Below are 20,791 nucleotides of genomic sequence, written 5' to 3'. Positions count from 1 at the left end.
GCGCGGCTCCCCTCGGCGGGATCCCGCTCCGGCCCGCAGGCCACGTCGCCCGCGCCGGATCGGGGTCCTGCAGGCGGGGGTGGGGTCAGTCGGCGGCCTTGGCGGCGCGCTCGGACTTGATGCGGGCCTGCTCGCGGCGGACCTCCGCGTAGCGGTTCTGCTCGACGCGCAGCCACTCGGGGACCTCGTCGAGCAGGGCCTGGATCTCGGGAGTGGTCAGCGCCTCGGTGACGCCGCCGCGGGCGAGCCCCGAGATGGAGACGTTCAGCCGGGAGGCGATGACGGAGCGGGGGTGCGGCCCCTCCTCGCGCAGCTGCACGAGCCAGGCGGGCGGGTTCGCGGCGAGCTCGTCGTACTGCTCGCGCGTGATCGCCGACTCCTGGAACTCCTCCGGGGTCGCGGGCAGGTAGACCTGCAGCTTCTTCGCCGCGGTCGCAGCCTTCATCGTCTGTGTCGCCTTGGCCATGCGGCAACCCTACCGGCGCGGCGCGGACCACCTACCCTGAGGGGATGAGCGAGCAGCCCGAGACCGTCGACCCGCAGGCCGCTCCCGAGGCGGAGGGGCGTCCGGAGGGCGAGGCGGACGCGGCGGCGGTCGACGCGTCGGCCGGATCGGGCGCGGTCGGCGCCGGAGCCGGAACCGAGTCGGACGACACCGACGGCGCCTCCGAGGACGGCGACTCCGACGACCTCGACTCCGAGGACAGCGACGCCGGGGACAGCGATGTCGACGACTCCGACGACGCCGACTCCGACGCCGCCGACTCCGACGCCGAGGACGCCGTCCCCGCCGGCCCCGTGCTCGCCGTCGCCCTCGTGCCCGGCGTCACCCCCACCAAGTGGACCCGCGTCTGGGGCCAGCGCCGCTCCGATCTCCCGTTGCGCATCACCGTCGTCGCCGAGCGCGATCAGGAGCAGGCGCTGCTCGACGGCCGCGCGCAGCTGTCGTTCGTCCGCGGCGACGTCTCCTCCTCCGCCCTCAGCTCCATCCACCTCTACGACGAGCAGCCCGTCGCCGTCGTCGGCCGCGAGCACGTCCTGGCCGCCGCGGAGGAGCTCGACGTCGCCGAGCTGGCCGGCGAGCACCTCCTGCAGGATCCGGAGGACGTGCCGGAGTGGGCCGCGGTCGCCGAGGAGCTCGCGGACGGCTCGCGGCGCCCGCTGCCGCGCATGGCCGGCCTCGACGACGCGGTCGAGCAGGTCGCGGCCGGCGTGGGCGTGCTGATCGTGCCGCAGTCGGTGGCGCGCGTGCACAGCCGCAAGGACGTGACCGCTGTGCCGGTGACCGGCGTCGCTCCCTCCTCCGTCCGCCTCGCCTGGGTGACGGACGACAAGGGCGACGACGTCGAGGACTTCATCGGAGTCGTCCGCGGCCGCAGCGCGAACACCACGCGCGGCACCGCCGCGACGCCGAAGGTCGAGTCGCGGGCGAAGGCCGCCAAGGCGAAGGCGCGGGAGGCGCGCGAGAAGGCGGAGAGGGCCGGCGGCGGCAAGAAGAAGCCGGCCCGCGCCAAGGCGTCCGCGCCGGCGGTGCGGCGCACCCGCAAGCCCCGCGGCCGCTGACCGTGGCCGACGACGCCGGCTGGTCGCTCCGCCCCGCGACCTCGGAGGACGCCGCGGCGATCGCCGAGCTGCGCGCGGTCGTCATGCGCCCGTCGCTCGAGACGCTCGACCGCTACGACGAGCACCGCGTGCGGCACCGCTTCCTCGACGGCTACCGGCCCGAGCTCACCCGGGTGATCGAGCTCGACGGCGCCTTCGCCGGGAGCATCGCCGCGCGGGTCGAGCCGGACGCGGTCTGGATCGAGCACTTCTACCTGGCGCCGCACGCACAGGGACGCGGAGTCGGCGGCGCCGTCCTGCGCCGGGTGATGGCGGAGGAGGCGCGGCCGGGTCTGCCCTTCCGGCTCGACGTGCTGAAGCGCAGCGACGCCCGCCGCCTCTACGAGCGGCACGGCTTCCGGTTCGAGCGCGCTCTGGAGTGGGACGACATCCTCGTCGCGCCGCCTGTCTCCTGACCCCTGATCGGGGAGGACGACGGGGCGCGGGCCGCCGCTAGCATGAGCGCGATCCCCTCCGCCGGGTCGGCCGCAGGGCGACCTCCTCCTGGAAGCAGGCACTCCGCCGTGTCCCCGCTCGTTCTGAGGTCCGCCTCCTCCGCGGTCCTCGTCGCCGCCCTGGCGATCACCTCCAGCCCGCTCGCCTCCGCCGCATCGGCGGCCGCGCCGTCGGCCGCCCCCGTCGCCGCATTCGGCGCCGCCTCCGACGCGCCTCGCTCGATCGTGCTCCCCGAGGGGCAGCCGCTCTGGCAGCCCAGCGCCGAGTCCCCCCTGCCCGCCGTGCCGGACGAGGCGCCGAGCGCCGCCCGTGCGAGCGCTGCGGCGTCGATCAGCGGCCGTGTCGTGGTCGAGGAGGCCGACGGCTCGATCGCGACCACCACTCCCCGCGGCGCCCTCCTGAACGTCGAGGTCTGGTCGAGCGAGGCGGGGCTCCTCGGGAACCACTCCGTCGCCGGCGACCTCACCTTCAGCATCGACGGGCTCACCGCCGGGCAGACCTACTACCTGCTGATCAAGGACAACGCCGACCTGTACGCCGACCTCTGGTCCGGCGGCAGCGCCGTCGCCCGCAGCGCCGAGCCGCTCCAGGCCCCTGCGGCCGGCGTGCAGCTGCGCACCGCACGGCTGGGGTCGCTCGAGGGACGCCTGAGCGGCGTCGCGGGCGACCAGCGCGTCGACATCTGGTACCGCGACCCGGGAACCGACGGCTACTTCCGCACCGGCGAGCTCGACCTGATCACGGGCGGCGACAACCCGTACTCGTTCCAGCAGGTCGTCCCCGGCGACTACCTCGTCCGGGCGTCGAGCCGCGACGGCGTGATCGACGACAGCTACTGGGACCACGTCCTCCGCTCGGGCGACGCGGGCGACGTGCGCGTCCCGGTGGGCGGATCGGCCGCCGGGATCGACCTCTCGCTGAGCAGCGACTACCAGCAGTACACCGGCCGCCTCGCCGGATCGGACCGCTACGCGACCTCGGTGGAGGCGACGGGCTACTTCTCCCCGGGCATCCCGGTGCTCTACGTGGCGAGCGGGGCGAACTGGCCGGACGCGCTGAGCGCGGGCCCGGCCGCCGCCGCACTCGGAGGCGCGCTCCTGCTCACCGATCCCGACCGCCTGCCGCGGGTCGTCTCCGACGAGATCCGCCGCCTCCGCCCGGAGCGGGTCGTGGTCGTCGGCAGCGAGCTGAGCGTGAGCCCCGGGGTCCTGTCCGCGATCCGCTCGATCGTCGGCGGCACCGAGCGCATCGGCGGGACGGACCGCTACGACACCTCCCGCCGGATCGTCGCGGACGCCTTCGGCACCGGCCCCTACTCGAACATGTTCGTCGCGACCGGCACGAACTTCCCTGACGCCCTGTCGGCCGCGCCGATCGCCGGCTGGCGTGCGCAGCCCGTGCTGCTGGTCGACGGTGCGACCTCGGGCGCCGACTCCGCGACCGCGACCGCGGTGCGCGCCCTGGCGCCGGAGCACGTGGAGTTCCTCGGCGGCGACCCCTCGATCCGGGACGCGTACGTGGCGGACTTCGCGCGTCGCGGCCTCGCCCCCTCGGTCTCGAGGATCGCCGGCCGCGACCGCTACGAGACCAGCGTCGAGCTGAACAGCGCCTACCCCCAGTCGCTGCTGCAGGACAGCGTCTTCCTCGCCGCGGGGTCCTCCTTCGCCGACGCCCTCTCGGGAGCGACGACGGCGGCGGCCCTGGGCTCGTCCGTGCTGCTGACCGAGCGCGACTGCGTGCACGACTCGACGCTGCGCTTCCTGGCCTCCAACTCGAAGAACTACGCGTTCCTGCTCGGCGGGGAGCCGACGCTCACCGAGGACGTGGCGAACCTCCGCAACTGCGAGTACGACTTCTGACGACGCGTGCTCCCGGGGTCCGGGGCTAGGGTGCGAGCATGCCCACGAGCGATGAGACCTGGACCCTGGCCGAGCACGACGTACCGGTGTACCGCAGCGGTGAGGGCGGCCGCGCGCTGATCCTGATCCACGAGGTCTGGGGGGTCGACGGGCACATCCGCTCGGTCGCCGACCGATACGCGGCCGAGGGCTACAGCGTCGTCGCCCCCGAGCTCCTGGCCGACAGCGGCCTGCTCGAGCAGCTCGACGAGGAGCAGCGCGCCGACTACGACCACCCGGTGCGGCGCCTGCCGCGCCAGGTCGAGCTGCGCACCTTCTTCGCCCCCGTCTTCACTCCGGAGCACGCGACGCGCACCGTCGCGATCCTCCGCGCCCTCGTCGAGCGGCTCCTGCGCCAGGAGGGCGCGACCAGCGTCTCCGTCACCGGGTTCTGCTACGGCGGCACCTTCTCGTGGGCGCTCGCGCTGGCCGAGCCGCGGCTGGCGGCGGCCGTGCCGTTCTACGGGCACGTCACCGCGTCCGCGGAGGAGCTCGGCGCGCTGCAGGTGCCGGTGCTGGCGTTCCTGGGCGATCAGGACGCTCCTCTCGTCGAGCAGGTGCCGCGCCTCCGCGAGGCGACCGAGGGCAAGGACGTCGAGGTCGTCGTCTACCCGGGAGCGGGCCACGCCTTCTTCAACGACGCGAACGAGCAGACCTACCAGGCCGAGGCGGCGACAGACGCCTGGCCGCGGGCGCTCGCGTTCCTCGGAGCGCACGCGGGCTGAGCGGGCCCTCGACGGACGGCGCCCGGCTCCGCGGCGCTGAGCGCGCCGACGGCCGGAGTCAGCGCGGTCGGACCGGCAGCCAGCCCCGCCGGGCCGCGAGCACGCCCGCCTGGAAGCGGCTCTCGGCGCCGAGCAGATCGAAGAGACCGGCGATGTGCCGACGGCAGGTGCGCACGCTGAGGTCCAGCCGTGCCGCGAGCGCCTCGTCGGTGAGCCCGGCGGCGAGGCCCTGCAGGATCGACCGCTGCACCGCGGAGAGGGAGGGCTCCTCCTCGGCACCTGCCGCCTGCAGGGGCGCTGCGAACTCCCACGCCGCGTCGAACACGCGCGCCAGGGTCGCCGCGAGCTCGGGGGAGCGGACGACCAGGGCGGCGCGGTCGTCCTCGTCGCGGGAGCGGGCGACGATCGCGAGGGAGCGGTCGAAGACCACCAGCCGGAAGGGCAGCGTCGGGAGGGTCCGGAACCGCGCGCCCAGCGGCTCGAGCTCCGCGACCGAGCGCCGGAGAGCCGCGTTGTCGCGGCGGCGGTCGTGGTACAGCGTCCGCCTCGCGATGCCGCGCCCGAGCAGCTCGCGGTCGACGGCGTCGCTCGCCTCGTGCCGCTCCACGCTGCTGGTGCCGGGAGCGGCGATCAGCACCTCCTCCGAGGCTCCGCGCTGCAGGTCGAGGAGCAGCCGGAGGACGGTCGCCGGGTCCTCGATCACCTCCACCTGCTCCGCGGCGGCGAGGGCGCTGCGGGCGCTCCGGTAGGCGGGGACGAGGGCCATCAGCTCGCTGCGGCGGCGGGTGATCCCGGTCTGCAGCTCGAGGAGGCGCCGCTCGTCCTCGGCGATCAGCTCGGCGAGGGCGATGTCCGGTGCGGCCGTGGCGAGCGATTCCGCCCCCGCGTGCAGCGGAGCGAGCAGCCGGAGCCCGATCAGCTCGTCACGCGCCTCGCGGAGGCCGTCGACGGTGACGCCGAGCTCGTCCGACGCGCTCTCGAGAGACCAGTCTCCGCGCACGGACGCGTGCAGGTACAGCGCGATCGCGTTCTCGCTCAGCACCGGCGGCCCCCCGTTCTCCCGACCCTCCCGAGTGTAGGAGGCGCGCACTCAGCGCCGCCGCGCGAGAACCGCGACGACGGCGAGCTCACCGGCGAGGACCAGCGCCGCCGCTCCGAACACGGCCGGGCCGACCAGCGCGGCGAGCGGAGTGAGACCGGCGTTCGCGAGGAGGGGGGCGAGGAGACCGATCACGACTCCGGTACGGCGGGCGGGGGGCTGCCGGCGGGCGACGGCGACGACGCTCAGCGAGGTCGCGGCGGCGGCGGCGAGCACGAGCAGGAGGACCGCCGCGGGGTGCGGCTCCCCGAGCAGGAGCAGCGCGGCCAGCGCGGCCCAGGCGAGGGCGCCTCCGGCGGCGACGGGGCCGAGGTGCGGGGTGGCGGCGGGTGCAGTGGCGGTCATGGTGCGTCCTCTCGTCGTGGTCCTCCGAGCCTCGCGGAGGCCCGTCGGCGGCACCAGATCAGCATCCGGGCACGGCAGCATCCGGACATGCGGCGGACCCCCGGCTCCGCGCGGGGCGGAGGGTCGGGGGCCCACGGGACGTCCGGGCAGGCTCCGGCCGTGGCAGCATCCGGTCAGCCGGCCTCGCGCAGCCTCCCGCCGGCGGGGTGGAGGCTGCGCTGCGCACGGCGCGACGGCGGAGTCGTGGGTGTCGTCGACTCCTGCTCCCCGGGCGCCCGCTCTTCCCGGGGCGGTGCCCGCGGTCGTAGGCTCGCGCTCATCCGCAACGGGAGGGGCCGACGATGACCGCCACGAGAGAGACGTCCGCCCCGCCCGAGCTCAAGCGGGTGCTCGGCCCCAAGCTGCTGCTGCTGTTCGTGGTCGGCGACATCCTCGGGACCGGGATCTACGCCCTCACCGGGCAGGTCGCGGCCGAGGTGGGCGGGGCCGCGTGGCTCCCCTTCGTGATCGCGTTCGTCGTCGCCACGCTCACCGCCTGCTCCTACCTGGAGCTGGTGACGAAGTACCCGCAGGCGGCGGGCGCCGCGCTCTACGCGCACAAGGCGTTCGGGATCCACTTCGTCACGTTCCTCGTCTGCTTCACCGTGATGGCGAGCGGGATCACCTCGGCCTCCGCCGCCTCGGGCGCCTTCGCGAGCAACTTCGCGATCGGCTTCGGGCTCGGGGACGGCGCGGGGACGCGGCTGAGCATCGCGCTGGTGTTCATGGTCTGCATCGCCCTGGTGAACCTGCGCGGTGTCGCCGAGAGCGTCGGGCTGAACGTGGTGCTCACCCTGATCGAGCTCTCGGGCCTGCTGCTGGTGATCTTCGTGTGCTTCTTCGCGGTGTTCGGCGGGCAGGCCGACTTCTCGCGGGTGGTCGCGTTCGAGGCGCCGGAGGACAAGTCGCTGCTGCTCGCGGTGAGCACCGCGACCTCCTTGGCGTTCTTCGCGATGGTCGGCTTCGAGGACTCGGTGAACATGGCGGAGGAGACGAAGGAGCCCAGCCGCATCTTCCCGCGCGTGATGCTCACGGGTCTCGGCATCACTGCCGTGGTCTACGTGCTCGTGTCCACGCTCGCCGTCGCGATCGTCCCCGTGGGGGAGCTGGCCGGCAACGACACTCCGCTCGTCACGGTCGTCGAGGCCGCGGCGCCCGACTTCCCGATCTCGACGCTCCTGCCCTTCATCTCGCTCTTCGCCGTGGCCAACAGCGCGCTGATCAACATGATGATGGCCAGCCGCCTGCTCTACGGGATGAGCCGACAGGGCGTGCTGCCGCCGTTCCTGCAGAACGTGCTGCGCGGACGGCGCACGCCGTGGGCCGCGATCCTCTTCACGACGGTGATCGCCCTGCTCCTCACCGCCTACGTGTCGCGCGACCCCTCCGACCCCATCGCGGTGCTGCTGGGCGGGACCACGTCGCTCCTCCTGCTGGCGGTCTTCGCCGTCGTCAACGTCTCCGTGCTGGTGCTGCGGCGGCAGCCGGTCGAGCACCGTCACTTCCGGACCCCCACCGTGCTGCCGGTGCTGGGCGCGATCGCCTGCGTCTACCTGGTGCTGCCGATCACCTCGGGACGCGACACGGCCCAGTACGGGATCGCGGGGGTGCTGCTCGTGATCGGCGTCCTGCTCTGGGCGGCGACCTTCATCGACCGGCGGGTCCGCGGCTACGCGCGCACCGCGGCGATCGCTCCGGAGGAGCTCGACGCCGATCCCGCGGAGGACGCATCGGCAGCGCACAGCGACGGCATCGGCCGGTCATAGCCGATCCATAGGGAACTCCCGATACTGGAGTCATGAGCACCCCGGCCCCCTCGAAGCACCTCGCCCCCGCGCAGCGCACCCGCCTGAAGCGGGCCGACGGGACGCCGATCCGCGTCCTCGTCGTCGACGACGAGAGCACCCTCACCGACCTGCTCCAGATGGCTCTGCGCTACGAGGGCTGGGAGGTGCGCACCGCGGCCGAGGGCCGCGCCGCGATCACGATCACCCGCGAGTTCCGGCCCGACGTGATCGTGCTCGACGTGATGCTCCCCGACATCGACGGCCTCCAGGTCCTGCAGCGGGTCCGCGCGGACGGCAGCGAGACCCCGGTCCTCTTCCTCACCGCGAAGGACGCGCTCGACGACCGGATCGCCGGGCTCACCGCCGGCGGCGACGACTACGTCACCAAGCCCTTCTCCCTCGAGGAGCTGGTCGCCCGGATGCGCGGCCTCATCCGCCGCAGCACCCTGCTCGCCAACGACGCGGACGACCCCGAGGTCGTCGTGGGTGACCTGGTGCTGAACGAGGACAGCCACGAGGTCCGCCGGGGCGGCGACGAGATCGAGCTGACCGCCACCGAGTTCGAGCTGCTGCGCTTCCTGATGCGCAATCCGCGCCGCGTGCTCAGCAAGGCCCAGATCCTCGACCGGGTCTGGTCGTACGACTTCGGCGGCAAGTCGAGCGTGGTCGAGATCTACATCTCGTACCTGCGCAAGAAGATCGACGCCGGCCGCTCGCCGATGATCCACACCGTGCGCGGCGCCGGCTACCTCCTGAAGCCCGCCGACCAGTGAGCCGCACCGGCCGCCCGTCGCTCGGCGACTTCGCGACCCGCTCCGCCCTCCGCAGCTCCCGCCGCGGCCGGCGCGCGCCGTGGACTCTGCGGCGGCGGATGGTCGTCGCCGTGGTCGCGCTCGTCGCGGTGACGGCGGGCGTCGTGGGAGCGGTCAGCGTGCTCTCCGCCCGCTCGATCCTCTACGGCAGCACGGACGCGTCGCTCAGCCAGTCGGTCACGCGCCTCCAGGACTTCGACGGGCCGAGCCGCTTCGGCGGGTCGAGCGCGATCGAGCAGGCCACGACCTGCCCGAGCGGATCCTTCGGCGGCGGCCCGAGCCAGAACCTCAGCACCATCACCGCCGTCCAGGGCTCGGACGGCTCCTTCATCGGCGCCTACGTCGACGCCGACGGGGTCTGCCGGCAGTTCTCGGACCCGGCCGACTCGGTGCTCGCGGCGGCCGTCGCCGCGGGGGGCGAGGAGGCGACCATCGAGCTGCCCGGGAGCCTCGGGACCTACCGCGTGCGCGCGGCGGCGGTCGAGGGCTCCGTCGTCGTCGTCGGCGTCCCCCTGGGCGAGGTCGCCGAGACGCTCGCATCCCTCACCTGGGTGGTCGTCGTGGTGGTGCTGCTGGCGATGCTGCTGGTCGCCCTCGTCGCCACCGCGATCATCCGCGTGGCACTGCGGCCCCTGGAGCGGGTGGAGGCGACGGCGACCCGCGTGGCCGAGCTGCCGCTGGACCGCGGCGCCGTCGAGCTGGTCGAGCGGGTCCCGGAGGAGGACGCCGACACCCGCACAGAGGTCGGCCGCGTCGGCGCCGCCTTCAACCGCATGCTCGACCACGTCACCGGTGCTCTGGAGTCGCGGCAGGCGAGCGAGGACAGGGTGCGGCAGTTCGTCGCCGACGCCTCGCACGAGCTGCGGACCCCCCTCGCGGCGATCCGCGGCTACGCGGAGCTGCCCCGGCGCGGCGGGACCGAGCTGCCGGAGTCGGCCGCCTACTCCCTCGATCGGATCGAGTCCGCCGCCACCCGGATGACCTCGCTGGTCGAGGACCTCCTCCTGCTCGCCCGCCTCGACGAGGGCCGCGACCTCGAGAAGGAGCCCGTCGACCTGACGCTGCTCGTGATCGAGGCGCTGTCGGACGCGCACGCCGCGGGCCCCGACCACGAGTGGGACCTCGAGCTCCCCGAGGAGCCGATCGAGATCCGCGGCGACGGCTTCCGGCTGCACCAGGTGGTCGCCAATCTGCTGCGGAACGCGACCGTGCACACGCCCCCCGGCACCCGGGTCGTGGCGGCGCTCGCCGAGGAGGTGTCGGAGGGGCGGCCGATCGCAGTCGTGACGGTCACCGATTCCGGCCCGGGCATCGCGCCGGAGCTGGTGCCGGTGCTGTTCGAGCGCTTCGCCCGCGGCGACTCCTCCCGAGCGCGCACGACCGGATCGACGGGGCTGGGCCTGGCGATCGTGGCGGCGGTCGTCGACGCCCACGGCGGGCGCGTCCTCGTCGCGTCCGAGCCGGGGCGCACGAGCTTCCGCGTCGAGCTGCCGGCGGGCTGAGGGCCGGGACGGCGGTCTCCCGCCGCCCGCCCTACACCGAGACGCCCAGCCGGCGGCGCGCGTCGTCGAGGGTCCGCACCACGGCGACCACCTCGTCGAGCGGGTGCAGCGGCGACTCGGTGCGCCCCTCCGTCACGTACTGCGCGACGTGCAGCGCCTCCCAGGCGAGGCCCTCGCCGCCCTGGAGCGGCGTCTCGTCGATCCACGACCCGCTCTCGGAGCCGCGGGTGAGCGTCACGCCGCCCGGCGTCCAGAACGACGGGTGCACGTCGATCCGCCCCGCCCGCCCCGCGACGCTCGCCGCGTGGCGGGTGTCGGCCAGCACGGTCGAGGTGGCCACCGACTGCACCCCGTGCGCGTGGCTGCCGACGATCGTCGCGGTCGCGTCGACGCCGGTCGAGGTCATGCTGCCGGCGACGACGGTGCTCTGCGGGGTGCCCGCCACCATCGAGACGAAGGAGGAGGCGTAGACGCCGACGTCCAGCAGGCCGCCGCCCGCGAGCGCCGGGTCGAAGATGCGGCTGGAGGGGTCGAAGTCGAAGGCGGCGCCGAAGTCGGCCGAGACGACGGCGGGCGCGCCGACCGCCCCGTCGGCGAGCAGCTGCCGCACGACGTCCATGTGCGGCAGGTAGCGCATCCACATCGCCTCCATCGCGAACACTCCGGCGTCGCGCGCGGCGTGCACGATCATCTCGGCCTCGCCCGGGGTCGGCGCGAACGGCTTCTCGACCAGGATGTGCTTGCCCGCGGCGATGGCGAGCAGCGCCTGGCGGGCGTGCTCCGAGTGCGGCGACGCGATGTAGACCACGTCGACCTCCGGATCCTCGACCACGGCCTCGTAGCCGGCCGAGGCCCGCTCGATCCCGAACCGGCTCGCGAACCGCTCCGCGCGCTCCAGCGAGCGGGAGCCCACCGAGACCACGCGCTGCCGGGCGTGCTTCTGCAGCGCCTCGACGAACGAGCCGGCGATCGAGCCGGGCGCGATCACCCCCCAGCGCAGGACGGGGGAGTCGAGGAGGGAGGGGAGTCGGGGCTCGGGGAGCGTCAGTGCCATGCGTCCACGCTAGGGCCCCGTGCCCGGCGGGAGCGAGGGGGTGCGCGGCGGTCCCCTAGGGTGTGACGGCACGCGCAGTCGCGGGCGGAGGAGGACGTCATGCCCGAGTGGTACACCCTGGGCGTCGTCGCCCTCGTGATCGTCGTGGTGGTCGTCGCGATCGTGCGCTTCCGGTTCAACCCGGTGCTGGCGCTGGCCGTGGGAGCCGCCGCGATCGGCCTGCTCACCGGGCTCGGCCCCGTCGACACCGTCTCCACGATGACCACCGGCTTCGGCGAGGTGATGATGGAGGCTGGCCTCCTGATCGGCTGGGGCGTGCTCATCGGCGCGATGCTCAACGAGATGGGCGCCGTCGTCCGGCTCGTCGAGGGCCTGCTGCGCGTCTTCGGCCGCCGCGGGATCCCCTACGCGCTGGGCCTCTCCTTCGCCACCTACCTGCAGACGATCTTCGTCGACGCGCTGATCGTGATCGCGGCCCCGCTCGCCCGCCGGATCGCGCCGCGGCTGGGGCGCGCGGGCACCGGCATCGTCGCCGTGACCTTCGCCGTCGGGCTCGAGACGGGCATCGTGATGATGGTGCCCGGCTTCGCCGCGGTCGCGCTCGCGGGGCTGCTCGGAGTGCCGCTGGGCGTGATGATGCTCGGCGGATTCGCGGTGGTGGCGCCGACGGTCGTGGTCACGATCCTGCTGATGTCGCTCGCGTTCCGCCTCGGCTTCTGGGACCCGGCGCGCGACGAGCAGCTGGTCGTGCGCGACGACACGACCGGGCTCGCGACGGTGGGGGCGTCGCCCGCCGCGGACGGCGGACGGCTGCCGTCGTTCGGAGCGCGGGGGAGCGGCGGGGCGTCCTCGAGCGGAGTCGGAGCGGCATCGGGCGGCTCGTCCGGCTCGTCCGTCGAGGACGCGGCGGGTCCCGCCGGAGCGCAGGACGCCCACGCCGCCCGCGAGCGCCCGCTCCTGCTCCTCTTCGCGCCCATGCTCCTCGCCCTCCTGCTCATCGCCGCGCAGGCGGTGCTCACCGTCTCCGGGGTCGAGCTGCCGGTGCTGCAGTTCCTCGGGAACCCCGTCATCGCGCTCCTCCTCGCCGTGATCGGCACCGGAGTGGTCGGCCGGTCCACCGTGGGAACCGCGCGGATGGAGAAAGCGGTCGCCAAGGGCTTCCAGGATGGTGGGCAGATCTTCCTGCTCACCGGCGTCGGCGGGGCGCTCGCCGCGGTGATCGCCCAGGGCGACCTCGGCGAGATCCTGAAGGGCTATTTCTCGACCTCGGCGACCGCGCCGCTGCTGCTCGTCTGGGTGATGGCGGCCGTGCTGCACATCGCGGTCGGCTCGGTCACCCTCTCGGCGATCACGGCGGCCGGAGTCGTCGCGCCGGTCGCCGCGACACTCGGCCTCGACCCGCTGCTGATCGCACTCGCCGCGGGCTCCGGCGCGCTGTTCTGCATCCACGTCACCTCGAACACCTTCTGGCTGCTGCAGAGCTTCCTCGGCCAGTCGGTCCGCGGCGCCCTCAAGTCCGTGACCGTCGGCGTCTCCCTCGCCTCCGTCCTCGCGCTCGGCGCCACGCTCGTCCTCTCCCTCTTCCTCTGACCGGGCCCTCCTTCCTCTTCTCGCCGGATGCCACTCGGGCACTCGAGTCGCCGGGCGAGGCGTACCGAAGAGGCATCTCGCGGAGGTGACCCGGCCGACACGTGACGGAAACATGGAGCCTCTATCTTCCTGAGAGGGTTCACATCCGATTCGGAGATCCAGACGCCGACGGGGGCCCGATCCGTTCCGTCACGCCTCGACAAGGGAAGAACTCCGCTTGAGATCTCGAACCGCCCTCGCCTCCGGATGCGCCGCGCTCGCGCTCGCCGCCGGCGGTCTCCTGGTCGCCCCGCCGGCGACCGCCACGACCGCAGCACCCGCCGACTACACCCGCGTGGACATCGTGCGTCCGCCGTCCGCTCCGATCGCGGTGCCGACCAGCTACCCGCAGCAGACCCCGCTGACCGAGGTGCCCGTCGACCCGACCGACGCCTCGCTCCTGCGCGGAGTCACCCCCTACGACGCCATCGCGCCGCAGCTGAACGCGCTCGCCGCCCGCTCCGACCGGGTCTCGACCCAGGTGGTCGGGAAGTCCGGCCTCGGCCGCGACATCTACCTGGTCACCGTCACCGCCCCCGAGACCGAGGCCGAGACGGCGCAGCAGGCCGAGTGGCGCGACCGGCTAAAGTACGAGCCCGCCGCCGCGGCCGCGGACGCCGAGCTGATGGACGGCTACAAGGTGCCGGTCTGGTTCAACGGCAACATCCACGGCAACGAGTGGGAGGGCAGCGACGCGATCCTCGAGTACATCGAGGGCGTCGCCACCGCCGAGGACGCGGAGACCGAGGCGCTGCTCGAGGGCAACCGCCTCTACTTCACCGTCACCAACAACCCCGACGGCCGCGCCCTCGGCCAGCGCGCCGTCGCCGCGGGCTACGACCCGAACCGCGACATGATCACCGGAGCCACCAGCGAGGCGGCCGTGATCCGCGACCTCTCGAGCGTCCTCCAGCCCACGTACTTCATCGACATCCACGGCTACACCGGGATCCTCCAGGTCGAGCCCTGCGGCCCGCCGCACGGCGAGAACTACGAGTACGACCTCTTCCTCCCGCACGCGTACGCGACCGCGCTGGAGATCGAGCGCCGCGTCGTCGAGGCCGACGTGCCCGGCAACACCTACCTCGCCGAGGACGGCAGCGCCACGACGGACAACACCGGGAAGATCCTCATCCCCTACCGCGACATCCGCGCGGGCTGGGACGACTGGCCCCCCATCTTCGCCCCGCAGTACGTCGCCTTCCAGGGCGCGATCACCAACACGGTGGAGCTTCCGCTCGGCCGCACGGCCAACAGCACTCCGGAGGAGATCGCCCAGGGCCAGGCCAACGCGGACATCGACGTCGAGGTCGCCGGGATCGTCATGGACGCCTCCGTCGACTACATCGAGGCCAACCGCGACGCGCTCCTGAGCAACCAGGTCGCCATCTTCGAGCGCGGCGTCACCGGCGCCCCCGCCGTCGAGATCCCCGCCGACGTCTCCGCGGCCGACCTGCCCGCGGGCGTGCCGACCGAGTGGACCGAGATCTGGGACGAGACCGACGTCTACACGACCGAGTACCCGCGCGCCTACGTCATCCCCGTCGACGGCACGCAGCGCTCCGTCTCGGACGCCGAGACCCTCGTCGCGCAGCTGCTCGCCCACGGAGTCGAGGTGTCGCGGACCACGGCCGCCACGAGCGTCGGAGGAGTCTCCTACCCCGCGGGCACCTACCTGGTCGACATGCACCAGTCGGTCCGCGGCCTCGCCAACGTCCTCCTCGCCGACGGCAGCGACATCTCGAGCCGCGTGCCCGAGATGTACGACGTCTCGGCCTGGAGCCTCTCGCTCCTCTGGGGCGCCGACGTGCAGGCGATCGGCTCCACCACCGACGCCCTCCCGGCCGTCGGCCTGGAGCCGGTGACCGCCGTCGCTCCGGTCGGCTCCGTCCCGGCAGGCGCCGACTACCTCGCCTTCGAGCCGCGCGGCGTCCTGGAGTACCAGGCCGTCAACGCGCTGCTGGCCGACGGCGTCGCCCTCGAGCAGTTCGAGGACGGCACGATCGCCCTCCGCGCCGACGCCGCCGGGCTCGCGGCCGCCGAAGGAGCCGCCGCCGTCTTCGGCGTCGACTTCACGGCGACCACCGCCGACCGCGTGCGCGCCGAGGACGGGAAGGCGCTCGACGCCCTCCGCGTCGCCTACTCCGGCACGAACGAGGACCGCGACGCGCTGGCCAAGCTCGGCTTCGCCGATGCGGTCGCCGTCGACGCGGCCGCGCTCACCGCGGGCACCGCGACCCTCGAGGGTGCCGACGTGCTCTACGTGGGACGCGCCCTCTCCTTCACCCCGGAGCAGGCCGCGGGCCGCACCGTGGTCGAGGAGTTCCTCGCGGCGGGCGGCGACGTCGTCGGCCGCGGTGGCGCTGGAGCGGCCTTCGTGTCCGACTTCGGCCTGGCCGAGCTGACCGCGCAGACCGGCACCAGCGGCTCCAACGGCATCGTCTCGGTCGAGACGCCCGCCGGCGGAGTCCTGGGCGACTACCCGCAGGACACCGCGTTCGTCTCGCCGGCACTGTGGTTCGCCGGTTTCGACGAGTCGGTCGCTGTCGAGCAGAGCTACTCGGAGGACGGCACGTTCGTCGCCGGGCACTGGGTCGACTCCGAGGGTCAGTCCCGGAGCGACGCGGCCGGGCAGGCCTCGGCCGTCTCGTTCTCGACGGAGTCGGGCACCGAGGGCTTCCTCTTCGGCACCTCGCCGGTGTTCCGCAACCACCCGGTCGGAGCGTTCAGCGACGTCGCCCGGGCGCTGCTCGCCGTGGCGCCGGAGGGCGCCGCCGTCGAGCTGCCGGGGACCCCGGAGCCCACGCCGACGCCGGAGCCGACCGGCTCGCCGGAGCCGACCGCGACTCCCGAGCCCACGGCGACTCCTGAGCCGACCGGCTCACCGGAGCCGACCGCGACCCCCGAGCCGACGGCGACTCCTGTGCCGACCGTGACGCCCGAGCCGACCGCGAGCCCCGAGCCCACGTCGACCCCGGAGCCCACCGTCGTGCCGACGGCCGGACCGACCGCCACGGCCGCGCCGATCACCGCACCGACCGGCCCCGGCGGCCTCCCCTCCACCGGAGTGGAGACCGGCTCCTGGCTGCTGCTCTCGGGAGGTGCTGTCGCCCTCGGCCTCGGCTCGCTCCTGATCGCCCGCAGCCGTCGCCGCGAGGACCAGGAGGCCTAGCCTCCGCCTTCGGGGAGGGATCGGGCGCCCGCCGCCCGGTCCCTCCCCGTTCCCGTTCCCCGTCCCCCTCGTCGCGCCCGCTCCCTCCCGCCCGTCGGTCGCGTCTGTCCGGCCCCGCGCCCCCTGCCCCACCCCGTCTCTTCCGCCCGTTCCGTTCCGTCCCGTCCCGTCCCAGGAGGACCGATGCCGTCCCGCTCCGCCCGCACCACCGGGATCGTCCTCGCCGCCCTCGGACTCGTCGCCGTCGTCCTCGCGATCGTGCTGCTCGTCCGGCCCGCCGGCGGGGGAGCGCCCGGCGCAGCCACGGCGTCCGCGGGCCCGTCCTCGGCGTCGTCCGGGACTGCTCCGGCGACGTCCGCCGCTCCCGGCTCCGCGGAGGCGGCCGACGGCGCCGCCGCACCCGCACCGACGGCCTCCGCCGCTCCGTCCGACACCGAGCCGGGCACCGGATCCGACGCTCCTCCCGCCATCGTCTCCTTCGCCTCCACCCCCGCCTCCGTCGACTGCGAGGGCGACCGCACCGCCTCCGTCCCGCTCGCCCTGTCGTGGGAGACGAGCGGAGGCGCCACCGCCCGCTTGGCCGTCGGCACCACCGATGCGAGCGCGGGCGAGCCCGTCGACCTCGCGGCGTCCGGCTACGCCGCCGTCACCGCCGACTGCCGCGACTCCGAGACTCTGATCACCCTCGCCGTCCTCGCTCCCGACGGCACCACCGCCCAGCGCACCCTCGTCGTCCCCGCCTCCTGAGCCGCTCCGCCCGCGCGGAGGCGGTCACGAAGGCATCGAGCGGCCCCGGCACGGCAGAATGGGACACGATGACCTCCACACCCCCTCCGCTCGGCCTGCTCCTCGACGTCGACGGGCCCATCGCGAGCCCCGTCACGCGCACGATCTCGATCCCCGAGATCGCCGACGACCTCGTGACCCTGGCCAACGCCGGCATCCCGATCGTGTTCAACACGGGCCGCTCCGACGCGTTCCTGCGCGAGCGGGTCCTGCCCGCGCTCCTCGAGCGCGGCGTCTCGGCCGAGGCGCGCATCGTGTGCGTCTGCGAGAAGGGCGCCGTCTGGTTCACCGTCGACTACCGCGGCACCTCGGAGCCGATCGTCGACGAGTCGCTCGCGATCCCCGAGCCGGTGGCCCGCGACCTCGAGCGGATGATCCGCTCCGACTACGACGACCTGGTCTTCTTCGACGAGACCAAGCGCGCCATGGTCTCGGCCGAGCAGCTGGTCGACCTGCCGAGCGAGGACTACCTCGAGCGCCAGCTCGTCTTCGACGCCGACGCGCTGCAGATCATGACCGCCGCGGGCCTCGGAGTCGAGCGCCGCGGCATCCGATACCCGAACGAGGAGGGGACGGTCGACTTCCGCATCGACCCGACCGTCATCTCGACCGACATCGAGTCGAACCGGCTCGGCAAGGACCTCGGCGCCCAGCGCGCCGTGGAGCTGCTCGGAGCGACCGGCGCGATCCCGCAGCGCTGGCGCACGGTCGGCGACTCCCGGAGCGACTACGCGATGGCCGACTGGCTGTTCGAGCACGCCTACGACGTCGCCCACGTCGACGTGCGGCCCGCGGAGGGCGTGCCCGAGAAGCCCTACCCGGTCCTCGTCGTCGACGGAGCCGTGAACGATGCGGCCGGCGCCGCCGTGCTCCGCCGCTGGACCGAGCTCGTCGCCGACGAGACGACGCCCGAGGTCGGCGGCGCGATCTCGCTCCACTCGCGGAGCTGATCCGCAACCCTCGTCCCTCGTCGCTCGGGCCCGTTAGCGTTCGAGCATGAGAATCGCAGTCACCGGTGGATCCGGCAAGCTCGGCCGCCATGTCGTCACCCGCCTCCGCGCCTCCGGGCACGAGGTCTTCAACCTGGACCGCGCGGGGGACCGCGGCGCGGGCTTCGTCCGCATCGACATCGCCGACTACGGCCAGGTCGTGGACGCGCTGCAGTCGGTGAACGACCAGTACGAGGGCATCGACGCGCTCGTGCACCTCGCCGCGATCCCCGCGCCGGGCCTCGTGCCCGACGTCGCCACGTTCCACAACAACATGATCGCGACGTTCAACGCGTTCCACGGAGCGATCCGTGCCGGCATCCGCAACGTCGTCTATGCCTCCAGCGAGACCGTGCTGGGCCTGCCCTTCGACGTCCCGCCGCCCTACATCCCGGTCGACGAGCAGTACCCCGCGCGCCCGGAGTCGGTCTACTCGCTCACCAAGCACCTCGAGGAGCAGATGGCGATCGAGCTGTGCCGCTGGCACCCGGACCTGAAGATCACGGGCCTGCGCTTCTCGAACGTCATGGACGAGGCCGACTACGCCGAGTTCCCGTCGTTCGAGTCCGACGCGCTGCTGCGCAAGTGGAACCTCTGGGGCTACATCGACGGACGCGACGGAGCGCAGGCGGTCGAGAAGGCGCTGCTCGCCGAGACGACCGGGTTCGACCGCTTCATCATCGCGGCGGCCGACACCGTGATGACGCGCCCCAACGCCGAGCTGGTGGCCGAGGTGTTCCCCGGCGTCGAGCTGCGCGGCGACCTCGGGACAACCGGCACCCTGCTCTCGATCGACCACGCCCGCGAGGTCCTCGGCTACGCCCCCGAGCACTCCTGGCGCGACTCCCAGCAGGGCTGACCCGCGGGCCCGGCCATCGGGGATCCGCGCTGTTCGTCGGTGGTGGACCTCGATGCCCGGGCTGCGCCCGCTCATCGAGCAGCAGGGGTACGGTCGGCCCGTGACCGTGCCCGTCGAGGAGCCGCAGAGCGTCGTATCGAGACCCGCCCCGTTCGTGCGCGGCTCGGCCCAGCGCCCCACGCACGAGCGCGCCCGGACCGCAGGACGACTGCAGGCCGGGCGCGCTCCGTGGAGCCGAGGATCAGCTCGGGATGTAGTTGAAGGTGTCGGGGTCGGGGCCGGTGCGGTGGCCGCGGTCCAGCGCCGTGATGTCGGTCATCGCCTCGTCGTCGAGCTCGAAGTCGAAGAGGGCGAAGTTCTCCTCCACGCGCTTGCGGGTGACCGACTTCGGGAAGACGATGTCGCCGCGCTGGATGTGCCAGCGGAGCACGACCTGCGCCGGGCTGCGGTCGACGTTGCGCGCGATGCGGGTGATGGTGTCGTCGTCGAGGACGAGGCCCTGCGCGATCGGCGACCAGGCCTCGGTCGCGATGCCGTGCTCGGTGCCGTAGGCGCGGAGCTCCTGCTGCACGAGGTAGGGGTGCACCTCGATCTGGTTCACGGCCGGGACGATGGTCGCCTCGGCGCGGAGCCGGTTGAGGTGGTTGGTCTGGAAGTTGGAGACGCCGATGGCCTTCGCCTTGCCGCTGCGGTAGATCTCCTCCATCGCCTTCCAGGTCTCCAGGTAGTCGCCCACGTTCGGGAGCGGCCAGTGGATGAGGAACAGATCGACGTAGTCGAACTGCAGCTCGCCGAGGGTGACGTCGATCGCGGCGAGAGCGTCCTCGCGGGCGTGGAAGCCGTTGTTGAGCTTGCTGGTCACGAAGACCTCGGACCGGTCGAGGCCGGAGGCGCGGACGGCCTCGCCGACGCCCGCCTCGTTGCCGTACATCTCGGCGGTGTCGATGTGGCGGTAGCCGACCTCGAGGGCCGCCAGGGTCGCGTCCTTGGTCTCGGCCGGGTCGATCTGGAACACGCCGAAGCCCAGCTGCGGGATCTCCACGCCGTTGTTCAGGGTGATCGTGGGGACCGTTGCGGTGTCGTCGCTCATGAGCGAGTACGTCCTTTCGTCGGGGCGAGGGCGCAGTGGAGCCGCGCCGTCGTGCCTCCAGTCCATCGCCTGCGGCTCCCAGCATCAACCCCTTGCGCGCTCGGCGGACATCCAGCTTCCCTGCGGAGGAGGAGTCGGATCCCCCGAGCAGAGGTGCGCCCGCCCGGGAACGCCGAAGGCCCCCGGCACGGATGCCGGGGGCCTTCGGGGAGCGCGACTTACGCGCGGGACTTGCGGCCGACGATCGCGCCGTAGATGAGGAGGACGACGATCGCGCCGACGACGGAGACGATGATGCTCACGATGTTGATGCCGTTGACGGCGTCCTGGATGCCGAACAGCGTGCTGAGGAAGCCGCCGAGCAGCGCGCCCACGATGCCGAGGACGATCGTGATGATCCATCCGCCGCCCTGCTTGCCCGGGAGGATGAGCTTGGCGAGCGCCCCGGCGATGAGGCCGAGGATGATCCAGCTGATGATGCCCATGATGTTTCTCCTTCAGTTCGTGCTCGATCGGCCGTTCCGATGCGAGCGGAGACACCGGCGGGCCGGTGTCCTGTGAGTCGTGGAAGCGGGGGTCAGCGGAGGCGGCGCTGCACCTTGTCGCGGGCCTTGCTCGCGATGGCGGTGAGCTGCTTGGCCTCGCGCTTGGAGGTCTTCTTGAGCTTCTTGCGGGTCTTCTTCGTGGCCGGGTCGTTCCACACGCCGAGTGCGAGGTGGCGTAGCTCTTCGTAGCGGCCACGGCCGGCGCGGGAGCCGAACACGTAGGCGGTGAAGGCGACCAGTGCCAGCAGGACGAGGCGGGGATTCATGCAGTGACCCTTCCATCGGAGAGCACCGGGTCGTGCTCGACACCCATTTGACTCTCCTGCGCAATCCGTGACAAACCACGGCCCGACCATTGACAGGGACCCCTCGCATCGTGTTCCGCGTGCGCGGGTACCCGAT

Annotated in this window: 19 protein-coding genes; 12 read left to right on the top strand and 7 right to left on the bottom strand. The window is 73.3% G+C overall.

Features of this window, described 5'->3' with window-relative positions:
- Positions 1-85 precede the first annotated feature (85 nt).
- Positions 86-466: a DUF5997 family protein gene (locus GTU71_RS08665; RefSeq protein ID WP_104223641.1), complete on the bottom strand. Its 381-nt coding sequence runs from the start codon at positions 464-466 to the stop codon at positions 86-88.
- Positions 467-510: 44 nt separating this feature from the next.
- Between GTU71_RS08665 and GTU71_RS08660 the strand changes: the two genes are divergently transcribed.
- From GTU71_RS08660 to GTU71_RS08645, 4 genes are all read left to right on the top strand, one after another.
- Positions 511-1,563 carry a LysR substrate-binding domain-containing protein gene (locus GTU71_RS08660; RefSeq protein WP_159939685.1) on the top strand — a complete coding sequence of 351 codons (1,053 nt, stop codon included), beginning with the start codon at positions 511-513 and terminating at the stop codon, positions 1,561-1,563.
- A 2-nt stretch (positions 1,564-1,565) separates the two neighbouring features.
- Positions 1,566-2,018, top strand: coding sequence for a GNAT family N-acetyltransferase (locus GTU71_RS08655; protein WP_244230509.1), 453 nt, complete (start codon positions 1,566-1,568; stop codon positions 2,016-2,018).
- Positions 2,019-2,126: 108 nt separating this feature from the next.
- Entirely contained in the window at positions 2,127-3,917 is a 1,791-nt protein-coding gene (locus tag GTU71_RS08650) for a cell wall-binding repeat-containing protein (protein ID WP_159939684.1), read from the top strand.
- Positions 3,918-3,955: 38 nt separating this feature from the next.
- Positions 3,956-4,681, top strand: coding sequence for a dienelactone hydrolase family protein (locus tag GTU71_RS08645; RefSeq protein WP_104282054.1), 726 nt, complete (start codon positions 3,956-3,958; stop codon positions 4,679-4,681).
- 58 nt (positions 4,682-4,739) lie between these two features.
- Here the strand turns inward: GTU71_RS08645 and GTU71_RS08640 are convergent, their stop codons facing one another.
- Positions 4,740-5,723: a LuxR C-terminal-related transcriptional regulator gene (locus tag GTU71_RS08640; RefSeq protein ID WP_159939683.1), complete on the bottom strand. Its 984-nt coding sequence runs from the start codon at positions 5,721-5,723 to the stop codon at positions 4,740-4,742.
- A 48-nt stretch (positions 5,724-5,771) separates the two neighbouring features.
- Positions 5,772-6,125: a hypothetical protein gene (locus tag GTU71_RS08635; protein ID WP_104227061.1), complete on the bottom strand. Its 354-nt coding sequence runs from the start codon at positions 6,123-6,125 to the stop codon at positions 5,772-5,774.
- A 341-nt stretch (positions 6,126-6,466) separates the two neighbouring features.
- Between GTU71_RS08635 and GTU71_RS08630 the strand changes: the two genes are divergently transcribed.
- Genes GTU71_RS08630 through GTU71_RS08620 form a run of 3 tightly spaced genes read left to right on the top strand, consistent with a single transcriptional unit; the run spans position 6,467 to position 10,265 of the window.
- A complete protein-coding gene (locus GTU71_RS08630) occupies positions 6,467-7,930 on the top strand; it encodes an APC family permease (RefSeq protein WP_159939682.1) in 1,464 nt (487 codons plus the stop codon).
- Positions 7,931-7,962: 32 nt separating this feature from the next.
- Positions 7,963-8,724, top strand: a complete 762-nt coding sequence (locus GTU71_RS08625) for a response regulator transcription factor (protein ID WP_104223650.1) — start codon at positions 7,963-7,965, stop codon at positions 8,722-8,724.
- A complete protein-coding gene (locus GTU71_RS08620) occupies positions 8,721-10,265 on the top strand; it encodes a HAMP domain-containing sensor histidine kinase (RefSeq protein ID WP_244230508.1) in 1,545 nt (514 codons plus the stop codon). The genes GTU71_RS08625 and GTU71_RS08620 overlap by 4 nt, the downstream gene beginning before the upstream one ends.
- Before the next feature lie 31 nt (positions 10,266-10,296).
- On the opposite strand, the gene GTU71_RS08615 is transcribed toward GTU71_RS08620, so the two are convergent.
- The gene (locus tag GTU71_RS08615; protein ID WP_159939681.1) at positions 10,297-11,319 is read right to left on the bottom strand and encodes a Gfo/Idh/MocA family oxidoreductase; all 1,023 of its coding nucleotides are present in this window, start codon (positions 11,317-11,319) and stop codon (positions 10,297-10,299) included.
- Positions 11,320-11,418: 99 nt separating this feature from the next.
- On the opposite strand from GTU71_RS08615, the gene GTU71_RS08610 reads away from it, so the two are divergent.
- The 5 genes from GTU71_RS08610 to GTU71_RS08590 all read left to right on the top strand — a co-directional run bounded on the left by GTU71_RS08610 (position 11,419) and on the right by GTU71_RS08590 (position 18,754).
- The gene (locus tag GTU71_RS08610) at positions 11,419-12,909 is read left to right on the top strand and encodes an SLC13 family permease (protein ID WP_104329253.1); all 1,491 of its coding nucleotides are present in this window, start codon (positions 11,419-11,421) and stop codon (positions 12,907-12,909) included.
- A gap of 217 nt (positions 12,910-13,126) precedes the next feature.
- Complete coding sequence (locus GTU71_RS08605; RefSeq protein WP_159939680.1) at positions 13,127-16,120, top strand: M14 family zinc carboxypeptidase; 2,994 nt, start codon at positions 13,127-13,129, stop codon at positions 16,118-16,120.
- A gap of 183 nt (positions 16,121-16,303) precedes the next feature.
- Complete coding sequence (locus GTU71_RS08600) at positions 16,304-16,867, top strand: hypothetical protein (RefSeq protein ID WP_159939679.1); 564 nt, start codon at positions 16,304-16,306, stop codon at positions 16,865-16,867.
- A gap of 68 nt (positions 16,868-16,935) precedes the next feature.
- Positions 16,936-17,856 carry a hypothetical protein gene (locus tag GTU71_RS08595; protein ID WP_104329818.1) on the top strand — a complete coding sequence of 307 codons (921 nt, stop codon included), beginning with the start codon at positions 16,936-16,938 and terminating at the stop codon, positions 17,854-17,856.
- 46 nt (positions 17,857-17,902) lie between these two features.
- Positions 17,903-18,754: an NAD(P)-dependent oxidoreductase gene (locus GTU71_RS08590; protein ID WP_159939678.1), complete on the top strand. Its 852-nt coding sequence runs from the start codon at positions 17,903-17,905 to the stop codon at positions 18,752-18,754.
- Between the two features lie 241 nt (positions 18,755-18,995).
- Here GTU71_RS08590 and GTU71_RS08585 read toward each other — a convergent pair whose 3' ends face one another.
- The 3 genes from GTU71_RS08585 to GTU71_RS08575 form a co-directional block, all read right to left on the bottom strand.
- The gene (locus GTU71_RS08585; RefSeq protein WP_104248244.1) at positions 18,996-19,844 is read right to left on the bottom strand and encodes an aldo/keto reductase; all 849 of its coding nucleotides are present in this window, start codon (positions 19,842-19,844) and stop codon (positions 18,996-18,998) included.
- Positions 19,845-20,062: 218 nt separating this feature from the next.
- A complete protein-coding gene (locus GTU71_RS08580; RefSeq protein WP_104224330.1) occupies positions 20,063-20,329 on the bottom strand; it encodes a GlsB/YeaQ/YmgE family stress response membrane protein in 267 nt (88 codons plus the stop codon).
- Between the two features lie 92 nt (positions 20,330-20,421).
- Positions 20,422-20,655 carry a hypothetical protein gene (locus GTU71_RS08575; RefSeq protein ID WP_104227476.1) on the bottom strand — a complete coding sequence of 78 codons (234 nt, stop codon included), beginning with the start codon at positions 20,653-20,655 and terminating at the stop codon, positions 20,422-20,424.
- Positions 20,656-20,791: the final 136 nt, after the last annotated feature.

The sequence above is a fragment of the Rathayibacter sp. VKM Ac-2762 genome (assembly GCF_009866585.1).
In the GTDB taxonomy this organism is placed as follows: Bacteria; Actinomycetota; Actinomycetes; order Actinomycetales; family Microbacteriaceae; genus Rathayibacter.
Note: the sequence above shows the minus strand (reverse complement) of the source record. Positions and strands in the feature narration are given on the sequence as shown.